The sequence below is a fragment of the Sphingobacterium sp. BIGb0165 genome (genome assembly GCF_024810095.1).
GTDB classification, from domain to species: Bacteria; Bacteroidota; Bacteroidia; order Sphingobacteriales; family Sphingobacteriaceae; genus Sphingobacterium; species Sphingobacterium detergens.
The window spans coordinates 71,756-93,655 of sequence record NZ_JANUEB010000002.1; the positions used below are offsets into that span (position 1 = coordinate 71,756).

Consider the following 21,900-nt stretch of genomic DNA (forward strand, 5'->3'; position numbering starts at 1 on the left):
TCAGCGCTATAAATCGTTTTCTTTTACCTGAGGGTAGACTTTAGACAGGAAGCTATCTGAAATAGACCCATGCTAAATGGGGCTATAAGAAATTGTTGCATCTGTTTTACCTGAAATATGGTCTTTCAGAGAAAGTTGTTTTTTGTGAAGAGAGCAACCTCTAACAGGAGGCCTTATGAAATTTAATCGATCTATTTCTGATACTTTTTCCGGTAATCTTGGGGGGACATCTTCATTTCTTTGGTAAAAGCTTTGGAAAAATGAAATGGATCATAGAAATTCAATTTGAAAGCGATCTCTTTAATTTTCAGTAATGTAAATTGTAAATAGGAGCAGGCCCTTTGCATGCGTAATTGATTGTAGTATACCATGGGTGGATAGGATGTTTTCTGCTTGAAGAGATTAATTAAGTGGGATTTTGAATAATTAAAATGTGCTGAAATTTCATCTAAACTAATGTTGCTCTCCAGATTGTCCTTCATAAACATGATGATATCCTGAATGATATTATCATGTTTAATTCGATTGCTCTCTTCGTATTGCGCTGAATATTTGATAGATGCCAAAAAATATTGAAGGCAGAAGCTCGTGTATTCTAAATTTTCCGGACTATAGCCCATTTCCAAATTTTTGTAGATACTTTCGAACAGCTGAAAACGATCAGTATGTTTATTTGAGTCAGTATCATTGATATGAATGATCTGCCCGATTATGTTTTCAAAAAGGGAAGCCTCCGTGCCCTGAAAGTGAATCCAATAAATACTCCAGGGATCATTGGCTTTGGATCCATAGGAATGCGTTGTATTTTTTGGAATGATATAAAGGTCGTTCCTAGAGAGATTATATAGCATTTCATCCTGTTTGATCCAACCGCGCCCTTTCTCACAATAGATCAAAATATATTCTGTACAGCCTTCCTGTCGATCGCGGTAATGCTTTTTTGCTGTCGGATAGTAGCCGATATGTGTGATGTGCAATTTTGAAGTGATATTATTCAGTGCTTGATAGTTGCACACGGAATAAGGAAGCACAATAGCCTTCTCTCCTTTGAATCCTTCTGCAATTACATCCGTATCTCGAATCATAAGTTAGGAAATTTGGTATATGCTGTAAAAATAATAATATTTTACATGTTTATCGTGCTCACTTACATGATTCTCATGCAGTATTCCTGTAATTTTACGTCAATAAATCTAAATATGTAAATTCTTATGCAAAAGACCGCGACGACGTATTTGCTGTTAATCACTTTTGTGGCCGCTATTGGTGGGTTTCTTTTTGGCTACGATTGGGTTGTCATTGGAGGGGCGAAGCCTTTCTATGAGGCATATTTTCATTTGGAATCTTACCCAGCACTTCAAGGTTGGGCGATGTCGTCAGCGATTGTAGGCAGCTTTGTCGGCGTATTACTTTCAGGAGGCTTGGCAGATCGTTATGGAAGAAAACCATTGATCTATACCGCCGCAATTCTATTTATTATTTCTGCGGTAGGGACGGGTATGGCTGCTGACCTTAACATCTTTATTATTTATCGGGTGCTCGGCGGAATAGGTATAGGTGTAGCTTCCAATTTGGCACCGATGTATATTGCTGAGATAGCACCTGCGGAGAGTCGTGGAAAATTTGTTTCGATCAACCAACTGACGATTGTATTGGGTATACTCGCTGCACAGATTGTCAATTGGCTAATTGCAAAACCTGTGTTACCTGATGAGATTATCGCTACAACATGGAATGGACAGCAGGGCTGGCGGTGGATGTTTTGGGCAGGAGCGATTCCAGCAGTTATTTTTTTATTACTGCTTTTCCTGATCCCGGAAAGTCCCAGATGGCTATACAACAAAGGAAAACATGAAGAGGCCAGACGTATCTTTTTGCGGATGGGTGGTGATTATTATGCTAACGAAAACATGGCTACCATTGACGCTGCCAATAAAAACCATAATAAACTAAAGAAAAGAAATCTATTTAGGGGGAAATTATTGCAGTTGTTGCTGCTCGGAAGTTTTATCGCAGTTTTTCAGCAATGGTGTGGCATCAACGTGATCTTTAACTATGCGCAAGAGATTTTTACAGCTGCGGGATACACGGTTTCGGGGATGCTCTTCAATATTATTATAACCGGTGTGATCAATGTCATCTTTACCTTCGTAGGAATGTATATGGTCGATAGGGTCGGGCGTCGCGCATTAATGTTGTTTGGTGCTGCGGGACTTTTTGGTATTTATGCGGCTTTAGGTGCTTGCTACTATTTCAATTGCAGCGGCATCTTTGTACTTCTTCTGGTATTAGCTGGAATTGCGGTTTATGCGATGACATTAGCGCCGGTGACTTGGGTTATCATCGCTGAAATTTTCCCTACGGCAGTTAGAGCTCAAGCTATGGCTATAGCTACCTCGCTATTATGGATAGCATGTTTCGTACTTACCTATACCTTTCCAATGTTGAACCAAAGCTTGGGAGCGGCGGGTACATTTTGGCTGTATGGAATAGTCTGCTTGATTGGCTATGTCTTTTTGTGGGGGCAATTGAAAGAGACCAAAGGCAAAAGCCTCGAGGAAATTGAACAGGAATGGTCTGATGAAGCCATAACACCCTGATTTTTGCATATGGGAATCCATTTTTATAATTAAATCAACTTACAGTATATAACCTAATAGCTCTTTAGAACATGACAGAATTGACACGTTACCTGATTAAATCTACAGTCGATCAGCGCGGCATAGTAAAAGTTTGGGAGGAACCTGTGGCGATACCAACCTACGAGGTTGGTACGATGGAAAAAAATCCGATTTTTGCTGAAAAACGTGTATACCAAGGGAGCTCAGGTGTGGTATATCCTTATCCCATTATTGAAAAAATTAGTGATGAGAAACAGGATAAGATCTATCAGGCACTATTTATTGAAAACGAATATATCAAAGTGATGATTTTGCCTGAACTCGGCGGAAGGATCCACATGGCCTATGATAAAGTCAGAGAACGGCATTTTGTTTATTACAATGAGGTGATAAAGCCAGCTCTGGTGGGACTTACAGGCCCTTGGATTTCTGGTGGGATAGAATTCAACTGGCCTCAGCATCACCGGCCAACAACCTTTATGCCAACAGAATATTTAGTTGAACATAATACAGATGGCAGTGTGACCGTATGGTGCAATGAAATCGAACGCATGTTTCGCATGAAGGCCATGCAGGGATTTACACTTTATCCCGACAAAGCCTTTATTGAAATAAAAGTGCAGGTCTATAATCGCACGGCCTTACCGCAAACTTTCCTCTGGTGGGCCAATCCAGCTGTTGTCGTTAATGATGACTATTACTCTGTTTTTCCACCTGATGTAAATGCAGTTTTTGATCATGGCAAAAGAGAAGTTTCAACATTTCCGATCGCGACAGGAACCTATTATAAATACGATTATTCAGCTGGAGTTGATATAGCACAATACAAAAATATTCCTGTTCCGACATCCTATATGGCCATCCAATCAAAATATAATTTTGTGGGAGGTTACGAAGCGGGAGACACCAATGCGGGGATGTTGCACGTTGCAGACCACCACATTTCTCCGGGAAAGAAACAGTGGACATGGGGTAACGGTGATTTTGGTTTAGCTTGGGATCGGAATCTGACAGACGAAAATGGTCCATATATCGAATTAATGGCTGGTGTTTACACCGACAATCAACCTGATTTTGCTTGGTTACAGCCTTATGAGGTGAAATCATGGTCACAATATTTTATGCCCTACGCGGCTGTTGGTCATGTGAAGAATGCAACGAAAGATCTTGTCCTCAATATGGAGGTCCATCAGCAGCGTGCTGACATTATTCTATATGCAACAGCTGCATTTGAAGGACTTAATATTGTTCTGAGGGATAAGCAAGGGAGAATATATCTCGAGGAAAAGATCCATTGTTCTCCCCGAGATATTTATAAACAAACTGTTTCCGATTTGCAGAGTGATCCATTTGATTTGATTCTATCGGTTTATGATAGTGATCAAAATGAAATGCTGCATTATCAATTGGAAAAACAAAAAGATATTACGGATATCCCAGAACCGGCTCAAGCCGCTTCAACACCAGAGGATGTTCAATCTGTGGAGGAATTGTTCCTGACAGGACAGCATCTTGAACAATATCGGCACGCAACCTACTGCCCTGTGGATTACTATCTTGAGGCATTGCGACGGGATCCGCATGATGTACGATGTAACAATGCAATGGGTGCTCTTCTATTGAGAAATGGAAAGATCGCTGAATCCATCCCTTACTTCCGAACCGCAATTGCGCGACTTACCGAACGTAATCCAAATCCTTACGATGGCGAGGCCTATTATAATCTAGGCTTAGCTTTACAATTATCCGGTGAACTGGAAGTTGCCTATGCCGCTTTTTACAAGGCAACCTGGAATGCTGCCTGGCAGGATGCAGGTTATTTTGGTCTTGCACAGATAGATGCAACGCGTGGACAGTGGGACGTTGCTCTGGAAAAAATAGAACGTTCAATAAACCGAAATTGGAAGCATCATAAAGCCCGGCAATTAAAAACTTCGATTTTAAGAAAACTGGGGCGGGGAGATGAAGCGTTGGGGTACATTAAAGATTCTCTGGAAATAGATCCATTTAATATGGGTTGTCAATTTGAATGGTACTTGCTGACAAAGGACGAGACTATATTATCGCCTATTCTAGATTTATGTAAAGTCAATGTACAGAGTGTGGTGGAATATGCGTTGGACTTTGCTCAAGCTGGTCTGTATGAGGAAGCCATCCAGTTATTGGAAAAAACAATCGATGATCCGCAAACGGTATATCCAATGATATATTATGCACTGGGTTATTTTAACGCCTGTATCGGAAAAAATGATCAAGCAAAAGCCTATTATAACAAAGCTCGTATCATGGACCCGACTTATTGCTTCCCAAATCGGTTGGAAGAGATCGTTATACTTCAGGATGCAATCCTGCACAATAATGACGATGCAAAAGCATATTACTACCTGGGGAATCTATGGTACGGCAAGAGACAACATCAAGATGCGGTAGACTGCTGGGAGCAAGCAATACAATTGGATCAACAATTCCCTACCGTTTTCCGGAATCTGGCTCTGGCCTATTATAATCGAATGGGGCGAAAAGAGGAGGCTGTTGCTTTGCTTGAAAAAGCATTTGCATTGGATGAGACAGATGCACGGCTGCTGATGGAACTTCACCAGCTCTATAAGAAACAAGGATACAATTACGCGGAAAGATTGACGCTATTGGATCGCTATGCAGATCTTGTCGTTAGTCGAGATGATCTTTTCTTGGAACGGATTACACTTTTCAATCTTCTGGGACGATACGAAGAGGCTAGGCAATTATTGGCTTCCCGACAGTTTAAACCTTGGGAAGGCGGAGAGGGGAAGGTGTCCCGTCAATATACAATCTGTCATCTGGAACTGGCAAAAGAAAGATTAAAAGCCAATGATCCGAAGGGAGCCTTAGCCCTGTTAACAGCTATTGACAGCTATCCACATAATCTTGGTGAGGGTAAACTGATTACAATGGAGGAAAACGATATTTATTACTACAAAGGTGTTGGATACGGTTCGTTGGGAAATGAGGAGGAGGCAACAGCCTATCTCATCAAAGCTACACAGGGAGCTCAGGAACCCCAACAGGCTCTTTTTTATAATGATCCACAACCGGACAAGATCTTTTTTCAAGGATTGGCTTGGCTTGAGCTCAAACAAGAAGAAAAAGCTGAACAATGTTTCCAAAGTCTAATTGATCATGGTAAAACCTATTTGGACAAACCTTTTAAAATCGATTATTTTGCGGTTTCATTGCCTGATATGGATATCTGGGAGGATGATCTCGACCATAAAAATAGGATTCATTGTTTATATGTAATGGGGTTGGGTTACTTAGGTAAAGGAGATTCGGATCTGGCTAAGGAATATCTTGCACAGGTGAGGCAATTAGAGCCCAATCATCAGGGTTGTTTATCAATACTACGCTCTTTTATAGCGGAAGTCACCCTAAATAATTAAATTCAGACATGCATCGTTATCTCATTTTATTGCTTGCTCTTCTACAGAGCTACTGCGTTTTGGCAGTTGCAGGGCATCAGCTCAATCTTGCCGGACAATGGAGTGTACAACTTGACCCCGAGGATGTGGGGGTGAAGAACGGTTGGACTAATAGGTCTTTCACAACACCCATTAAATTACCTGGGACAACTGACGATGCAGGACTGGGAACCGCGAATAGCTTAACACCGGCGCTTACAAAACCCCAACTTTCACATCTGACAAGGAAACATCGGTATGTGGGGGCAGCTTGGTACAGCAAGGAGCTATTTATTCCGAAAGGCTGGGCGGGTAAAGAAATGATCCTGAAACTGGAGCGGATTATATGGGAGTCCAATGTCTGGGTTGACGGAGTAGAAATTCCGCAAAAACAGCGCAGTCTGGTAGGTTCACATGAATTTGATTTAAGTTCTTTTTTAAAGACTGGGAAAAAGCATCGTCTGACTATCCGCATTGATAACCGCAAGAAACTGGCGATCAGTGTCGATGATATGGCACATGCCTATACGGATCATACCCAGATTATGTGGAACGGAATGATCGGTTCGATGTACATTGAAGCAATGGATCGAGTTCATATCAAGCAAGTAAGTACTTTTCCAATTTTGACAGCAAAACGTGTAGACCTAAAGATAGTCCTTTCAAATAAAACACAAAGAAATACCAATAGTACACTCCGGGTAAGAACCAGATTTAAGGGTGAGAGCAAGTATCTTCCGACAATAGAAAAGGAGGTTTTATTAGCCCCTGGTGATTCCACTCTACAATTGAGCTATGATCTGGGCGCGAATATCCGGTCATGGAGCGAATTTTCACCAAATCTCTATGACGTCGAAGTGGTGTGCCAATCGGGTGAGGGAGTCAATATGATGAGTACATCGTTTGGTATGCGTGAATTGTCAAAGCAGGGAACAGTGATGAAAATCAATGGGCAGCCTCTGTTTCTTCGGGGGACATTGGAATGCAGCATTTTTCCGTTGACGGGGCATCCCCCAATGGACAAGGCGGGATGGAAGAAGGTATTTTTGACTGCAAAGGAATGGGGACTCAATCATTTACGGTTCCATTCTTGGTGCCCTCCGGAAGCTGCTTTTGCTGTAGCTGATGAAATGGGGTTCTATCTTCAGGTCGAATTGCCTATCTGGGAAAATAATGCTGGTAAGGATGATACAGTGCTACGTTTTTTATATGAGGAAGCTGATAAGATGATCAGGCAATATGGCAATCATCCATCGTTTTGTTTTTGGAGTATGGGAAATGAGCTGAGTGGCGACTTTGATGCCCTTAACTCACTGGTAAAAAACCTGAAAGAGAAAGATAAGAGACATCTATATACGGCGACATCATTTACTTTTCAACAAGGACATGGAATTGTCGGCGAACCTTTTGACGATTTTCTGATTACGCAGTGGACGGCAAAAGGATGGGTGAGAGGGCAGGGGGTCTTTAATAGTGAACCTCCTGTCTTTAATAAAAATTACAGCGCTTCATTGGATGGCGTTTCGATTCCTGTGGTTACTCATGAGATCGGACAATATGCTGTTTATCCCAATTTGGCAGAGATCAAAAAGTATACAGGCGTTTTAAAGCCGTTAAACTTTATTGCTGTAGCCGAAGATCTGAAACGCAAGGGTTTATTGCATAAAGCGAAGGCATATACCATGTCGTCAGGCAAGTTGGCAGCAATTCTCTATAAAGAAGAGCTGGAACGGGCCTTAAAAACACCGGGCATCAGCGGTTACCAACTATTGGACCTCCATGATTTCCCGGGCCAGGGTACGGCTTTGGTGGGGCTATTGGATGCCTTTTGGGATAGTAAGAACATTCTTTCAGCAGCTGAATTTAGACAGTTTTGCGCACCGGTAGTTCCCCTGCTCCAGTTTTCCAAAGCCGTATATACCAATGATGAAGTATTTGAGGGGATTTTAGACATCAGCAATTATGGAGCTGCTGCATTAAGCGATCAGTTGGTCGAGTGGTCTATGAAAGATGGTACGAAAACTGTTGCAAATGGTCACTTTCAAATAGTCGTAGGTCAGGGGTACAACGGGAATGTAGGCCGCTTTGAAGTGTCACTGAAGGCGATACAACAAGCCAAAAAGTTGACAGTTTATATTAATCTCAAAGGCACAAGCTATGAAAATCATTGGAATATATGGGTGTATCCTAAAGAAAATCAAATTGATTTTGCTGATGTAAGCTATACAAGGGAGCTGGATGAAGCTTTGCGGTTGTTGCAGGCAGGTAAAAAAGTCCTTTTAAATCCTGATTGGAAAAAAATTACAGGTATTGAAGGCAAGTTTGTTCCGGTATTTTGGAGCCCGGTACATTTTCCGAAGCAGGCTGGGACAATGGGATTGCTCTGTGATCCAAAACACACTGTATTCGCTGATTTTCCGACAGAGGGATATACCGACTGGCAGTGGTGGGACTTACAGATTAAATCGACAACAATGTTGATGGATCAGATCAAAGGTGGCGAAACCCTTGTAGAGATGATAGATAATTTTGCAAACAATAGAAAATTAGCCTCACTATTTGAGGGGGCAGTGGGGAATGGTAAACTGATGGTAGCCTCATTTGATCTTGCGACTGATTTGGATCAGCGACCTGTTGCAAATCAGATGTTGCAATCCATACTCACCTACATGAAGAGTTCGAAATTTGCACCAAAAGTTATCGAAAATCCTGAGGTATTGCAGAAGATTTTACAATATAAAGAATTGCAGGAAAAGGCTGCTCCCAGTGCTATTTATTAGTTTGATATATTTAGGTTAAGATCTGTATATCAATAAGTTTAATAAAAAAAATGAAGTTGTAGGACTTGGGCGAGACAAAAAAATAATATATATATAATATAAGCTGATGCGCAAGTAATTTATTTTTATGAGAAAATAAAACTTTAAATAAAAAAAGGCAGTGCTGTTGAAATAATTGCTAAATTGTCTCAATAAACTGATTTTTGCCGGAAAAGAAAAACGACCAATATACTGAAGCGTTGGGACTTGGGTTATGAGAAAAGAATTTTATGAAGCTAATTTGATTCAGGATCTCGCTATGGGAAGTGAGGCCGCTTTGCTACAGTTTTACCAGCTGTATGCAGATCGAATCTTTGATGTTTCCTTTCATTTGTTGAAGGATACGGGTTGGAGCGAAGATATTGTGCAGGAGGTGTTTGTTAAGCTGTGGACCAATCGTATGAGCATAAAACAGGATGTAGATCTTTGGCCATTTCTATATGTTTTGGCCAAAAGAGAGTGCTTTAACAAACTAAGGAGTATTAAGCGTTCACATGCTGCTTTTGAACTATTAGCATATCACATCGAAAGCCAATCCGAGACCGCTGATCGAATGGTCGAACGAAAAGAGCTGTCCGAAGAAATTGAGGGTTACCTTTCCCAGTTACCGGCTCAACAAAAACTTATATTTACCTTGAGCAGGGTAGATGGAGTTCCCTGTCAACAAATTGCTGAGGAACTGAACCTTTCTAAAAACACGGTAAAAAATCATCTTGCCAGAGCGTCGAAATCCCTGAAACAGGTCCGATCTGGAAGAAATCGGTTACTTTCCCTATTTTTTTATTTTTTTTAAAAAAAGAATATTTCATGTAGTCCTTTTTTGCTTTTGTGGTGTACTGTCTAAAATAAACTTAGAAAGTACGAACCAATTTGACCATGCAAGAAGAAAGACTACGCTATTTGCTGACCAATTATTTCCGAAATACAATCTCGCGGACTGAGTTAAAAGAGATGTTAGATCAATTGGATGATCTGGATGAATCCCAGTTTTTATCTCTCTTTGAGCGTATGGAGGAGGAGATCCCAGTTCGTTCAGAACTATTTGACAGGGATAGTGTGGCCGAGCAGCTTTCCCATCGTATTCAAGAAAATAAAGAAGAATCAGCAGACAGCGGAAGAAATAGAATAAACTATGTCAAGTGGGGTAGTTTAGCTGCTGCGGTTGTTCTTTTTTGTTTTTCGATCGTATACTTTGTAAAGCGCGAAACGGCGCCAGTAACACATCCCAAACAGGTTTTAATGAATGAGATCGCTCTCCCTGATGGGAATGCACCCATACTTACCCTGTCTACAGGTGAGCAATATTCGATTTCTGCCGATAATCCCGAGTCGTTGGACAAGGGTAATCTGACTATTGTTAGAGACAGCGATGGAACGTTGCTATATCAACTGAAACATGGTGAGCGTGGTTCTGAAAAACGGACATTTCATAGCCCCAAAGGGAGTGCTTTGACACTACAACTGATTGACGGGACAAAGGTACATTTGAATTCAGGATCCAGTTTAACTTACCCCGTACATTTTGAGACCGCCAATAGATTAGTTTTCTTAGATGGTGAGGCCTATTTTGATGTCGCCCATGATCCCGCGAAGCCCTTTATCGTAGAAACAAAGCAAACACGGATTAAAGTCCTGGGAACGCAGTTTAATGTGTCATCCGATTTAACCAAAACCAAAACTCTGACGACTTTGATCAAAGGTAAAGTAGAGGTCAGCTTGGGCAGCACGCATAAAATTCTAGCCCCGGGCATGCAAGCGGAGTCAGATCCACAACAACAGCAGATTGTGTTGAAGCAGGCTGATCTAAAAGAGATCTTGGCTTGGCGCGATGGCTTTTTCCGCTTTACAGAAGATGATATAGAAACAGTGCTTCAAAAAGTAAAAGAATGGTATGATATCAAGGAGATCACGATACAATCTACTTCAACAGATACATTTACTGCTATGATGAAAAGAACCAAGAAGCTTTCAGATTTACTCAAGCAGCTCGAAAAGACATCCAATTATAAATTTAAAATTCAGGATGGGAGGGTCCTTGTTATGTGAGAATACGAGATGAAGCTAAAAGTAATCGGAAGTGCTCGTAACACTCCCGATCGATGCTTAGCAATTAAATAGACCTAATTGAGTTATAAACCATTTAACACCAAACTTATACAAATGTATAAAAGGAATAGCAAAAGTTGCTTTTTTAAACAGAAATTCTTTGTAAAAGCATTTATCAGGATGAAAGTATGTATACTAATCCTCATCATCTCCATGGTGCATGTCCATGCAGCTAGCTTTGGTCAACAAGTAACCTTGGATATAAAAAATGGACATTTGGTGGATGTCCTGGATGAGATTCAAAAACAAACGGGGTACGAATTTTTGTACAATAATAAATTAATCGATAAACAGAAGCGGGTGACCATTAAAGCAAAAAATAGAAACTTTAAGGAGGTCCTGCAAGAGTTTTTGAGCGAAAGAAATCTCGCTTATGAGCTAAATCTGAATACGGTATTGATCGTTGCAAAACCAGCATCGTCTAACCAGGGACAAAGTGTCACGCGGGTACAGAAAAAAAAGATTGCTGGGGTCGTTTCAGATGCAAAGGGGAATGCATTGGAGAGCGTCACCGTTGCGGTTAAAGGGACAAGTGTAGCAACAAAGACCGATGCGCAGGGACGATATAGCTTGGAAGTAGAAGATCAACACAAGATTCTCTCATTTTCTTTGGTTGGGTATCAGCCTATCGAACAGCCTATCGGAAATTCAAATCAAGTAAACGTAACATTGGAAGCTGCGGTGAGTGATCTAGAGGAAGCTGTTGTTGTTGCTTACGGAAAACAGCGTAAAATCAGTGTAATCGGTGCTATTAGTAGTGTCTCACCACAACAGTTAAAAAGCCCCGTTGCGAAAATCAGTAGTTCATTGGCTGGACAAATGGCGGGAGTCGTTACTGTACAAGGCTCCGGTGAACCTGGATCGGCGACATCATTTTGGATACGGGGAGTCAGTAGTTTCGCTGGAAGTAACAGTCCATTGATCTTGGTCGATGGAATCGAACGTCCCATGGATTTAGTTGACCCTGAGGATGTGGAATCATTTTCCGTTTTAAAAGATGCGACAGCCACCGCTGTCTACGGGGTAAGAGGTGCCAATGGCATTGTGATCATCACCACGAAAAGAGGGAAGAAAAGTGCCAAACCAACCATCAATGCCCGCTTCGAACGTGGTATGCTGGAACCCATACGACTACCAAAACTGGCCAATGCTGCGCAATGGTTGGACTATTATCACGATCTTAATTATGAACAATCTGGTGTGGCACCACTATCGCCAGAGGAGATCAACAAGCATATAAATAAGTTAGATCCGGATGTATACCCTAATGTGGATTGGATGCAGGAAATATTTAAGAAAAGAACGTCCAATGGCAGGCTCAATATGAATGTAACTGGAGGTGGAGATTTTATCAAGTATTATGTGTCGGGTTCCTATATGAAAGAAAATGGGATTTTTCAACCTCGAAAGACATCCAACTATGATCCTTCTGTGAATTTCGACCGAATCAATTTCCGGTCAAATGTAGACATTAGGCTTTCACCTTCGACCGAAGTCAATTTAAATCTTTCCAATCAGTTTGAAACAAAGAATCGCTTGGGATTGGATCTAGGAACTATGTATGATGTTATTTTACATACAACACCAGTCGCAATTCCAACGCAATTTTCGAACGGCGTCTACACCATGAGCCCATATTATTTTCTGAACACAACAGGATATTCGAAAGATTTTTGGAATAATGCACAATCTTTAGTTGGTGTAACGCAAGATTTCTCTGAATTAATAACACCTGGGCTGAGAGCCAATGTCAAATTTTCCTGGGATGCGAAGAACTCTACGTCTTTGGACCGGCGGAAGAATCCAGTCACCTATTATGTGGATAAGAACAATGCACGGGATAGTGATGGAAACCTGATTTTGAAGGACAATGGAGCAGGAAGTGACTATTTTGAACTAAAAGATTGGCATTCTGGCGAACGGGCGATTAACTTTGAAAGTTCACTAATGTACGATCGGCTGTTCGCTGACAAACATCGCTTAGGAGGGTTGTTTTTATTTTCTATGCGTGAACGAACGAATAATTTTCCTGAGAAAAATTATATCGCTGCGCTCCCTTATCGAAATACGGGGATTGCTTCACGTCTGACTTATTCGTATCAGGACCGCTATTTTATTGAGGGAAACTTTGGTTATAATGGTTCGGAAAATTTTGCACCCAAGAAGCGTTTCGGTTTTTTTCCATCATTGGCGATGGGCTATGTGATGAGTAATGAGGCTTTCTTTAAATCATTATTACCAGTGATTAATTTTCTAAAAGTACGGGGATCCATAGGTAGGATTGGTAGTGATAAGATCGATGGCCGACGTCGGTTTGCCTATAATTCGGAGATGGAAGACCGCGGAGGATATATCTTTGGTATAGGTGGACAGAAATCATTGACAGGGATTGCTACTGGCTATCCTGGAAATCCGTTAGTGGCCTGGGAAAGTGCTTTGAAGCGCAATATTGGCGTGGAATTAACCATGTTCAATAAGTTGACGATCCAGGCGGATTATTTTGCAGAGAAGCGTGAAGGAATTTATATCCCACAGGAGAGTGTTCCTTCTATTGTCGGTGTTAATATAAAGCCTTTAGTGAATATTGGTAAAATGGAAAATAAAGGGATAGAAGGTTCTTTGGAATTTAACCATCATCAAGGAGATTTCGGCCTTCAGGTTCGGGGTAATATCACTTATAATCGCAACAAGAAAATCTTTGATGATAAACCTACGCCAGTATGGGCTTATCAATCAGATATAGGACAACGTTGGGGGCAGCAGCGTGGTCTAATCGCGATGGGTTTGTTTCAGTCGGAGGAGGAAATTGCACATAGTCCGGAGCAAAAATTTAGCCCTCCACGTCCAGGAGATTTGAAGTACCGGGATATCAACGGCGATGGGCAGATATCTGTTGAAGATATGGTCGCTATTGGTGATACCGATATGCCACAGTTGACGTATGGTTTTGGAACGAGTGTATCTTGGAGAGGATTCGATATTGCGGCATTTTTTCACGGTGTCGGGGATATTACCCGGATTATTGCGGGAGGACCATTGTACGGACAGACAGGCAATATCTGGAATTCGGGACAAATTTATGCAGATGTCGCGGATAACCGCTGGAGTGCTGATAATCCCAATCCAAATGCGCTCTACCCACGCCTGTCGCTTAACATTGCTAATAATTCCCAGGCATCAACATGGTGGCAGCGGGACATGAGTTTTATCCGCTTAAAGAATTTGGAGTTTGGCTATACATTGCCCAAACAATGGATTGAAAAATGGAAGTTATCCTCCCTGCGTCTGTATGCACAAGGAGTGAATGTCTTTACGTTCAGTAAATTCAAGTTATGGGATCCTGAACTGGAAACAGTGTCTGGAAGCAGTTACCCGCAAATGCGCGTATTTAATATTGGTCTAAGTGTGATATTTTAACTGAAAAAATGATGAAAAAATATATTTACCTCCTGTCTTGTCTTTTGGTGCCATTTTTCTTTGGGGCATGCAGCAAGTATTTAGATGTCGATCTGGCCAATCAAAAAACCCTCGATGAGACGTTTATGAAGCGTATTACAACCGAGAGATATCTAGCCCAGGTATATGGTTATCTACCCGTTGAGCATGATCTGTTTAATAGTGAGGGAGGGAATGTCCCGCTGAGTGATGAAGCGCTGTTCTCTTGGGTCGCTTGGGTGCCTTGGCTCAACTTCGCAAATGGAGGCTGGGGTGTTACCACAGATGAGTATGCGACTTGGGTACATAATTATCAAGGTATCAACCAGGCGACCGTTTTTATCAATAATATTGGTAAAAACGTGGAATTAGATGAATCAACCAAAAACATTATGAAGGCAGAAGCGAGATTCTTACGCGCATATTTTTATTACTTGCTGTTAAGACGCTATGGACCAGTATTTATTTGGGGTGATCGAACTGCTGATGATAAGATCGACGCCAAGTCAGTGGATCGAATGTCGTTGCAAGCCAATGTAGATTTTATTCTCTCCGAATTTGATAAGTCAACAGCGGTGTTGCCTCTGGAGATTACAGATCAGGCATGGTATGGCCGCTTGACAAAAGGTGCTGTCATGGCTGCAAAATCGGAACTGTTATTGTATATGGCACGTCCCTTATTCAATGGTGCAAAATTATATGTTGGAATGAAGAATAAAAGCGGAGAATTCTTGTTTCCTCAGACTACCGATCTCACTAAATGGGAGCTGGCGGCGAAAGCGGCCAAAGATGTGATTGATTTAAATCTGTATGCACTGTATCAAGACAATAAAGAGACAAATTCCTTTCGTCGAGCTATAAAGTCTTATATGGGTATTTATTTCGAGAAATGGAATTCAGAAATTATTTGGGGACGCTGGTCAGACGATGGCTTTAATTATAATGTCCGTACAGCCCCTCCCCGGGTAGTGACAACGGGTTGGGGTGGATATGCGCCATCATTGAAATTGGTAGATGGTTATCCCATGGCAAGTTCTGGACGATATCCGGTAACAGGGTATAGTGTCAATGGCCAGCCGATTATCGATGAAAAATCGGGGTATCAAGAAATGGGATTTACAGATAACTATGTCCACCCATTGGACAATTTTGGGAACTTCAAAGCTCATAACAGTTGTGTGGGACGTGATGCCCGCTTCTACGCCTCTATTTTGGCTAATGGAATGTACTGGATCAATACATTACATGGCATGAAGAAGGTTACTTTTTTTGATGGCGGAACATCGACCTATACCACAACGGGTGACTGTGTAAAATCCGGGTACCTTTGGCGAAGAATGAGTGACCCGACAAATGATATCGAGTCGGGAAACTGGGGGCAGTTTGCTTGGCCCTATTATCGCCTTGCAGAGATATACCTCAATTATGCGGAAGCATGTAATGAAAAACCAAACCGAGATGAAGCGGAAGCATTGCGCTATGTCAATCTCGTTCGTGAGCGTAGTGGTTTGAATAAAATGGAGGTCGCTTATCCTGAAGTATTAGGAAATAAGGAGTTGCTTCGTATACTGCTCCGCAAAGAACGGATGGTAGAAATGGCCTTTGAGGGGCATCGCTATCCGGATCTAAGAACTTGGATGATCGCAGAACAGGAAATGAACGAACCTTATTATACGCGTAATGTTGCTGCCACAACCTATGAAGCCTCATGGGAAAGGACGAAGGATGTTTTTCCTGGAAGAAGAGTTTTTCAGCCAAAGCATTATTTCTTTCCGATACATCAAAAGCAATTGAGCGAGATGGTCAACATTACACAGAACTATGGATGGTAGTGCAAATTTACTAATACTGAAGAAGATGAAAACTTGTATTTCCTATTGTGTCTTCCTATTGGCATTTGCCCTGATTCTTGGATGTCAGAAGGATGATCGAATGAATAATATGGTCGACGATACCATTTATTTCAAAGACTTTAAAGAAAATAAAATAACTGTATTTGATTGGGGAAAGTTTGATTACAATGTGACTGTTGTTAAAGCTGGAATTGGGCAGAAGGAAGCAAAGGTGAACTTGAAGATTGATGAAGCATATCTGACTGATTATAATGCTCGAGAAGGGACAAATTATAGACTGCTTCCTGCGGACTGCTATAAAATTGACAAAGTAACTTTGACTTTTGAGAAGAAAGATTATTTACATGATATAGCAATTGTGTTTGATAGTGAACGGATAAAATCATTACAGGGGAAGTATAGGGAAATGTATGTCCTTCCTTGCCGAATTGAAGCTGAGGGTGGCATATTGCATTCCTTGAAACCAGAGATGGTTACAACTTTGCTTATTCCCAATGTTAAAGACCCTTTTTTAGCATTCACTTCACCGGGTTTGCAACTTGAGCAGATTAAATTAACACCAACGGGATCGGAACAAATAAAGGGGCAGACCTCGGTTATAACAAATTATCCTAATCAATGGGATCTTGCATATGAAATTGAAATCGATCCACAGATTCTGGATACTTATAATGGAACAGTTTCTGATGATAAGAAACTGAAATTACTTCCGAAGACGGCATATCAATTGTCGGATATGCCCTATAAAGTCAATGCTAAGAAAAATAAGGCGACCTTTGATTTTACGATCATCAAAAAGGGGCTTGTTAGTGGAACCACAAATTTATTTGGAGAATATGCCTTGCCTTTACGGATCAAATCTGTTTCAAAAAATAGTATTAATCCAGAAGCGTCAACCATATTGATACCCGTTTCGTTCCAACCGCCAGATATCGCCCGTACAGGATGGAAGGTTATTCAGGCTTCATCCGAATGGATCGGCGGCGGTGAAAAAGAGAACATTCTGGACGGTAAAACGGAGACCTTTTGGCATAACGTATGGATGGGGGGAGAACCGCCATTACCACATTTCTTAATCATTGATTTGGGTAAAGAGCATGAAATGATGGCGATTGAGCTCGTCCGGCGGGCAAACAATGATCTGAAAACAGTATTATTTGAAGTCAGCGCCGATAATAAAACCTATATTCCGGTAGGTAAAGTTGACTTTGGTACAATTAATCCAAAACATACACTTATGACCAATATTCCGACGACGAAAGCACGTTATTTGAAATGTATCGTTACCGAGAGTAACCGTCCGCCTTCATCTGCTATCGCCGAAGTATATGTAAAAGGTCTGTAGTGATATATGGCATTTGTTTTATTATCTAGGGTAAATAAAAGCCACTCCATATTTGGAGTGGCTTTTTTATCTCTTAATATACTCTGTGGTGTGCTATTGTTCCGTGAGACACAAATTAGCTTATTTGTTTGAGACCAATAATTATAGACTTCTTTGTTCAATCTATTTGATAAGGCTTGAGTGCTACTGCATGTAGGTTGTAAAAACAAAAAATCCTGCTAATTTTGTTGCAGGATTTTTTGTTTTTTAGTAGCCCGTAGGGGAATCGAACCCCTGTTTCAAGAATGAAAATCTTGCGTCCTAACCCCTAGACGAACGGGCCATTTCCTTTGTGATGCTGCAAATATAGAAGCTTTTTCAATAAGCACAAAAAAAAAGTGCGCTTACACTGCTAATTCGCTGAAATTGAGAAAAATTATTTTTTTAAGCGACCTTATCCAATGGCATATGCAAGCATATATTCATTGAATTTTTCATAATGTACCTCAAAGGTCTGGTGGGTATGGTTGCTGTCCAGTTCGAGTTTCAAGACACCTTGTTTTTGGTATTCGAAGGGTTGTATGGTCATGTTGTTTAAGAATGAAACTCCTGAATTCCCCTGAAGTTTATAGATTGCCTCTTTGGCGCACCAGCAGGCATACAACTGCTCGTATCGTGTATCGTCCTGTGTAATAAAGGCAAGTTCAACGGGTTTGAGAAACTTATGCTGGATCCGTTCAACTTTCGTCTTGATGATTTCCATATCTATCCCTACTTCTCCTTCTGTACTTATCATTGCTGCGGCATAGTCAAAAGAGTGCGAAAGTGATATCTTCTGCGGGAAATTGGCAAGGTAAGGTTTACCGTTGGCATCGGAAGGGCAGTCAATATAGCGTGAAGTATTTAGTAAGGTCCGCAACAACACACGCGTAGCAAGCCAATGTAAGCGCCGCTTCCCCTTATTAAAAGAACCTAATTTGGCCTTCTCACGCTCATCCAACTGCAGTTTGGACAATAAATCATCATCCGATTCTTCAATCCGCCAAATGGCAAATTTGGTTTGGCTATCTATTTCACGTAAATACACTAGACTCATACCCAAATTTAAAAAACAAATCGCAAATTATCGCACACTCAATGCCGAGCGATTTGAAAAGTTGATTAGCATGTATGAAAAGAAGAGGACAAAATCAATTTGAGCGGATTGCTGAGATTAGCGTTAATAGCATTTGAAAAGCGGGCTGCCGCTCGTCTTTGAAATGATCAAATGAGGCTTATCCGAACCCGACAGAGCGAATTATCAATAAAAACGAGCACTTTAAATAAAAAATAGCGTAAAAATTTGTGTGAGAACCGTATTTTTGAATTTATATAGCATGGCCTGATGCTCTTGCTATCTTGATACACATGATTTTATCGGATAAAAGAATTCTTGAAGAGATTGAAAATGGCAGCATTGTCATTCAACCATTTGATCGTAAGTGCTTAGGAACAAATTCCTACGATGTGCATTTGGGTAAATATTTGGCAACTTACGCAGATCGCGTTTTGGATGCCAAAAAACATAATGAAATTAATCATTTTGAAATTCCAGAGGAGGGTTTTGTATTGGAACCTAATACCCTTTATTTAGGCGTCACCCAGGAATATACAGAAACGCACAAACATGTTCCTTTTTTGGAAGGAAAATCGAGTACTGGTCGTTTGGGAATTGACATCCATGCAACAGCTGGTAAAGGTGATGTGGGCTTTTGTAATACATGGACATTGGAGATATCTGTTGCACAACCCGTCAGAGTTTATGCTGGTATGCCAATCGGTCAATTGATTTATTTTGCTGTAGAAGGTGAGATAGAGACGTTTTACAATACAAAGGGTAATGCAAAATATAATGGCAAGACTATCCGTCCTGTCGAATCCATGATGTGGAAGAATAGTTTCTAAAATGAAAAACGTTGGATGGATTATTTTAGGGATGCTATTGATTGTCCTAGTCAGTGGGTTGCTCTATTACTTTGTCCATCCGATGTTTGGTGGAAGCTTTAAAGGTGCGCGATTGGAGCGGATGAAGCAATCGCCTAATTTCAGAAATGGTGTATTTCATAATCTTGAGGTGACACCTTCCTTGAAGAGTGATGTAAACGTCGTCGCTTTAATGTGGGATTTTCTTTTTAATAAAAAGCCAGGGCTGAAGCCATTGGGTGTATTACCAGCCATGAAATGTGATCTGAAAAATCTGCCATCTCAAGATATTCTGGTATGGTTTGGGCACTCATCCTATCTCCTGAAGATTGATGGTAAATTATTGCTTGTAGACCCTGTATTCAGCGAGAACGCTTCGCCCGTTCCGGGGAGTAACAAAGCATTTAAAGTTGCTGTGGATTATACAGTGGCAGACTTCCCCAAAATAGATTATCTATTTATTTCCCATGATCATTATGATCATCTTGATTATGAGACCATAATCAAACTGCATGAGAAGGTAGGTCAGGTCATCTGTGGCTTGGGAGTAGGCGCACATTTCGAATCCTGGGGTTATAGGCCAGAACAGATTGTCGAAGGCGATTGGTATGATCAGATAAATCTTTTGCCTGATTTTCAGGTAACTTTTACCCCCGCTAGACATTTTTCCGGACGCAGAGTCACTCGAAACAACACCCTTTGGACTTCCTTTGTGCTGAAGACTTCAAAATATAATTTATTTTTAGGAGGTGATAGTGGCTATGGAAGACACTTTAAGACCATCGGTGAACGGTTTGGGCCATTCGACCTGGCTATTTTGGAGAACGGGCAGTACAATGATGCTTGGCATTATATTCACTCTTTACCCGAAGAATGGGGCCTTGAAACCAAAGATCTACAAGCTAAGGTCACGCTACCTGTTCACTCCTCAAAATTTGCATTGGCTATGCATGGATGGAAGGAGCCCATGGAGAAGTTTTATGAGACTGCTCAAAAGGAGCATAGTAAACTTATTACCCCAAAGATTGGAGAACTTGTCTATCTGAATAAACTGGATACCGTATATTCCCCTTGGTGGCGGGAGGTTAATTAAATTATTACTTGTTTTTTTCAGCAATCCACAACGACATATATTTTGTACTTTGTAGAGTATGATGCAGGAGTATCTGGCTAATAAAATTCTGCTGTCGATGTTTATCAAGCTGTACTTTAAGTAAAGATAGATTGGTCATGAAATCTGCTTGATATTTTCGTTTTTCATAACGCTCGTTGATAATACGAATGCCATTGGTCTGTGCTATTTTCCAGGCGACCTCATCGTTATAGAGTTCCACTGTTTTTTGACAGAATGTCTCAGGCTCATCTTCGATAAAGCCATCCCAGGCTAGGTTACCTCTCATAGCCTCAGCGCCAATGGATGTTGTGATGGAAGGAGTTCCTGTTTGCATAGCATCTATAAATTTGCCCTTTACACCAGCGCCAAATTGGATTGGAGCAACCAGTAGTCTGTAATTGGACATGGTGAGCTTTGCAGAATCTGCTCTTCCCTTGATATGAAAATTCTCTCGGGGGTTATGCAGCTGAAGTACTTTTTGGGTAGGATACGCTCCGTAAATATGTAATTCTACTTTCGGAAGCATTTTCCGAAGAATTGGCCAAATCGTTGTCTTTAGATATTGCACGGTATGCCAGTTGGGCTCATGGATGAAGTTGCCAATAAACAGCAGGTCTTTTCGCTCTTCGAATGGTTTCCATGCGTTAATATCGGTAGCAGTAATCTCATTTTCAAGAAAAGGGAGATAATATAGAATATCCGGTGAAATGCGGAAAACTTCTGTTAGAATTTTCATTTCGGACTCCGAGATGATTAATGATAAATCGCATCGTAGTATTGAAGCAATTTCTCTTTTTGCAGTGTCGGTAAATAATTCCTCAAAGGAAAAATCGTCTTTGTTTTTAATACAAGTTTGTCGCGCTTGTCTTAAGAAATGGAGATCCTCAGTGTCAAGTATCCGTAGAGCATCAGGACATTGCTGCGCCACCCGCCAACCATATTGTTCCTCCACCATAAAGCGGTCAAAGACAACAATGTCAGGTTGTAGCGCTGCAATAAATCCATCAAAACTGTCACTGTTCAATACAATGGATTGTTCATCGACACCTAGCGGTTTTAATGCTGCACTATAGGGAGACTTCGCCGCCGCGGAAGCAAATGTAATTTGATAAGAACGATCCAGGAATGTCTCGATCAGTTGCATCATCCGAAAGCCGGCAGCTGATGATGTTGGCTCTGGCCATACCAGTCCGATAAACAAAACCCTTTTCTCTTTCATGGGCGAAAAT

13 protein-coding genes and 1 tRNA gene are annotated in these 21,900 nt (G+C 41.1%); 10 read left to right on the top strand and 4 right to left on the bottom strand.

From position 1 onward, the window contains the following. Positions 1–191 precede the first annotated feature (191 nt). Positions 192–1,085, bottom strand: a complete 894-nt coding sequence (locus M2408_RS04120) for an AraC family transcriptional regulator (RefSeq protein WP_120260468.1) — start codon at positions 1,083–1,085, stop codon at positions 192–194. A 126-nt stretch (positions 1,086–1,211) separates the two neighbouring features. Here M2408_RS04120 and M2408_RS04125 point away from each other — a divergent pair, with 126 nt between their 5' ends. From M2408_RS04125 to M2408_RS04160, 8 genes are all read left to right on the top strand, one after another. Beyond that, positions 1,212–2,600, top strand: a complete 1,389-nt coding sequence (locus M2408_RS04125) for a sugar porter family MFS transporter (protein WP_259179535.1) — start codon at positions 1,212–1,214, stop codon at positions 2,598–2,600. 71 nt (positions 2,601–2,671) lie between these two features. Beyond that, positions 2,672–6,040 (top strand): DUF5107 domain-containing protein, encoded by a 3,369-nt coding sequence (locus tag M2408_RS04130; RefSeq protein WP_259179536.1) that lies wholly within the window; start codon positions 2,672–2,674, stop codon positions 6,038–6,040. Between the two features lie 8 nt (positions 6,041–6,048). Continuing rightward, positions 6,049–8,838, top strand: a complete 2,790-nt coding sequence (locus M2408_RS04135; protein WP_259179537.1) for a sugar-binding domain-containing protein — start codon at positions 6,049–6,051, stop codon at positions 8,836–8,838. 253 nt (positions 8,839–9,091) lie between these two features. Continuing rightward, positions 9,092–9,670 (top strand): RNA polymerase sigma factor, encoded by a 579-nt coding sequence (locus M2408_RS04140; RefSeq protein WP_259179538.1) that lies wholly within the window; start codon positions 9,092–9,094, stop codon positions 9,668–9,670. 83 nt (positions 9,671–9,753) lie between these two features. Further along, on the top strand, positions 9,754–10,923 hold the full coding sequence (locus M2408_RS04145) for a FecR family protein (protein WP_259179539.1): 1,170 nt from the start codon (positions 9,754–9,756) through the stop codon (positions 10,921–10,923). Positions 10,924–11,103: 180 nt separating this feature from the next. Beyond that, positions 11,104–14,400 (top strand): TonB-dependent receptor, encoded by a 3,297-nt coding sequence (locus M2408_RS04150; protein WP_259179540.1) that lies wholly within the window; start codon positions 11,104–11,106, stop codon positions 14,398–14,400. 8 nt (positions 14,401–14,408) lie between these two features. Continuing rightward, entirely contained in the window at positions 14,409–16,250 is a 1,842-nt protein-coding gene (locus tag M2408_RS04155) for a RagB/SusD family nutrient uptake outer membrane protein (RefSeq protein WP_259179542.1), read from the top strand. A 25-nt stretch (positions 16,251–16,275) separates the two neighbouring features. Beyond that, a complete protein-coding gene (locus tag M2408_RS04160; protein WP_259179544.1) occupies positions 16,276–17,616 on the top strand; it encodes a BT_3987 domain-containing protein in 1,341 nt (446 codons plus the stop codon). Between the two features lie 250 nt (positions 17,617–17,866). On the opposite strand, the gene M2408_RS04165 is transcribed toward M2408_RS04160, so the two are convergent. Together M2408_RS04165 and M2408_RS04170 are read right to left on the bottom strand one after the other, a co-directional pair. Then, positions 17,867–17,938 (bottom strand) — tRNA-Glu (locus tag M2408_RS04165). Between the two features lie 111 nt (positions 17,939–18,049). Beyond that, the gene (locus M2408_RS04170) at positions 18,050–18,691 is read right to left on the bottom strand and encodes a 4'-phosphopantetheinyl transferase superfamily protein (RefSeq protein WP_259179547.1); all 642 of its coding nucleotides are present in this window, start codon (positions 18,689–18,691) and stop codon (positions 18,050–18,052) included. A 311-nt stretch (positions 18,692–19,002) separates the two neighbouring features. Here M2408_RS04170 and dcd point away from each other — a divergent pair, with 311 nt between their 5' ends. Both dcd and M2408_RS04180 read left to right on the top strand, forming a co-directional pair. Then, the gene (gene dcd, locus M2408_RS04175; RefSeq protein WP_120260458.1) at positions 19,003–19,539 is read left to right on the top strand and encodes a dCTP deaminase; all 537 of its coding nucleotides are present in this window, start codon (positions 19,003–19,005) and stop codon (positions 19,537–19,539) included. A gap of 1 nt (position 19,540) precedes the next feature. Beyond that, the gene (locus M2408_RS04180; protein ID WP_259179549.1) at positions 19,541–20,650 is read left to right on the top strand and encodes an MBL fold metallo-hydrolase; all 1,110 of its coding nucleotides are present in this window, start codon (positions 19,541–19,543) and stop codon (positions 20,648–20,650) included. Positions 20,651–20,654: 4 nt separating this feature from the next. Here the strand turns inward: M2408_RS04180 and M2408_RS04185 are convergent, their stop codons facing one another. After that, positions 20,655–21,890 (bottom strand): glycosyltransferase, encoded by a 1,236-nt coding sequence (locus M2408_RS04185; RefSeq protein WP_259179550.1) that lies wholly within the window; start codon positions 21,888–21,890, stop codon positions 20,655–20,657. Between the last annotated feature and the right edge of the window lie 10 nt (positions 21,891–21,900).

Bases quoted from the DNA above. Each gene is read 5' to 3' on its own strand.
- M2408_RS04120 (WP_120260468.1), bottom strand. From the start codon at position 1,085: ATGATTCGAGATACGGATGTAATTGCAGAAGGATTCAAAGGAGAGAAG.
- M2408_RS04125 (WP_259179535.1), top strand. From the start codon at position 1,212: ATGCAAAAGACCGCGACGACGTATTTGCTGTTAATCACTTTTGTGGCC.
- M2408_RS04130 (WP_259179536.1), top strand. From the start codon at position 2,672: ATGACAGAATTGACACGTTACCTGATTAAATCTACAGTCGATCAGCGC.
- M2408_RS04135 (WP_259179537.1), top strand. From the start codon at position 6,049: ATGCATCGTTATCTCATTTTATTGCTTGCTCTTCTACAGAGCTACTGC.
- M2408_RS04140 (WP_259179538.1), top strand. From the start codon at position 9,092: ATGAGAAAAGAATTTTATGAAGCTAATTTGATTCAGGATCTCGCTATG.
- M2408_RS04145 (WP_259179539.1), top strand. From the start codon at position 9,754: ATGCAAGAAGAAAGACTACGCTATTTGCTGACCAATTATTTCCGAAAT.
- M2408_RS04150 (WP_259179540.1), top strand. From the start codon at position 11,104: ATGAAAGTATGTATACTAATCCTCATCATCTCCATGGTGCATGTCCAT.
- M2408_RS04155 (WP_259179542.1), top strand. From the start codon at position 14,409: ATGATGAAAAAATATATTTACCTCCTGTCTTGTCTTTTGGTGCCATTT.
- M2408_RS04160 (WP_259179544.1), top strand. From the start codon at position 16,276: ATGAAAACTTGTATTTCCTATTGTGTCTTCCTATTGGCATTTGCCCTG.
- M2408_RS04170 (WP_259179547.1), bottom strand. From the start codon at position 18,691: ATGAGTCTAGTGTATTTACGTGAAATAGATAGCCAAACCAAATTTGCC.
- dcd (WP_120260458.1), top strand. From the start codon at position 19,003: ATGATTTTATCGGATAAAAGAATTCTTGAAGAGATTGAAAATGGCAGC.
- M2408_RS04180 (WP_259179549.1), top strand. From the start codon at position 19,541: ATGAAAAACGTTGGATGGATTATTTTAGGGATGCTATTGATTGTCCTA.
- M2408_RS04185 (WP_259179550.1), bottom strand. From the start codon at position 21,890: ATGAAAGAGAAAAGGGTTTTGTTTATCGGACTGGTATGGCCAGAGCCA.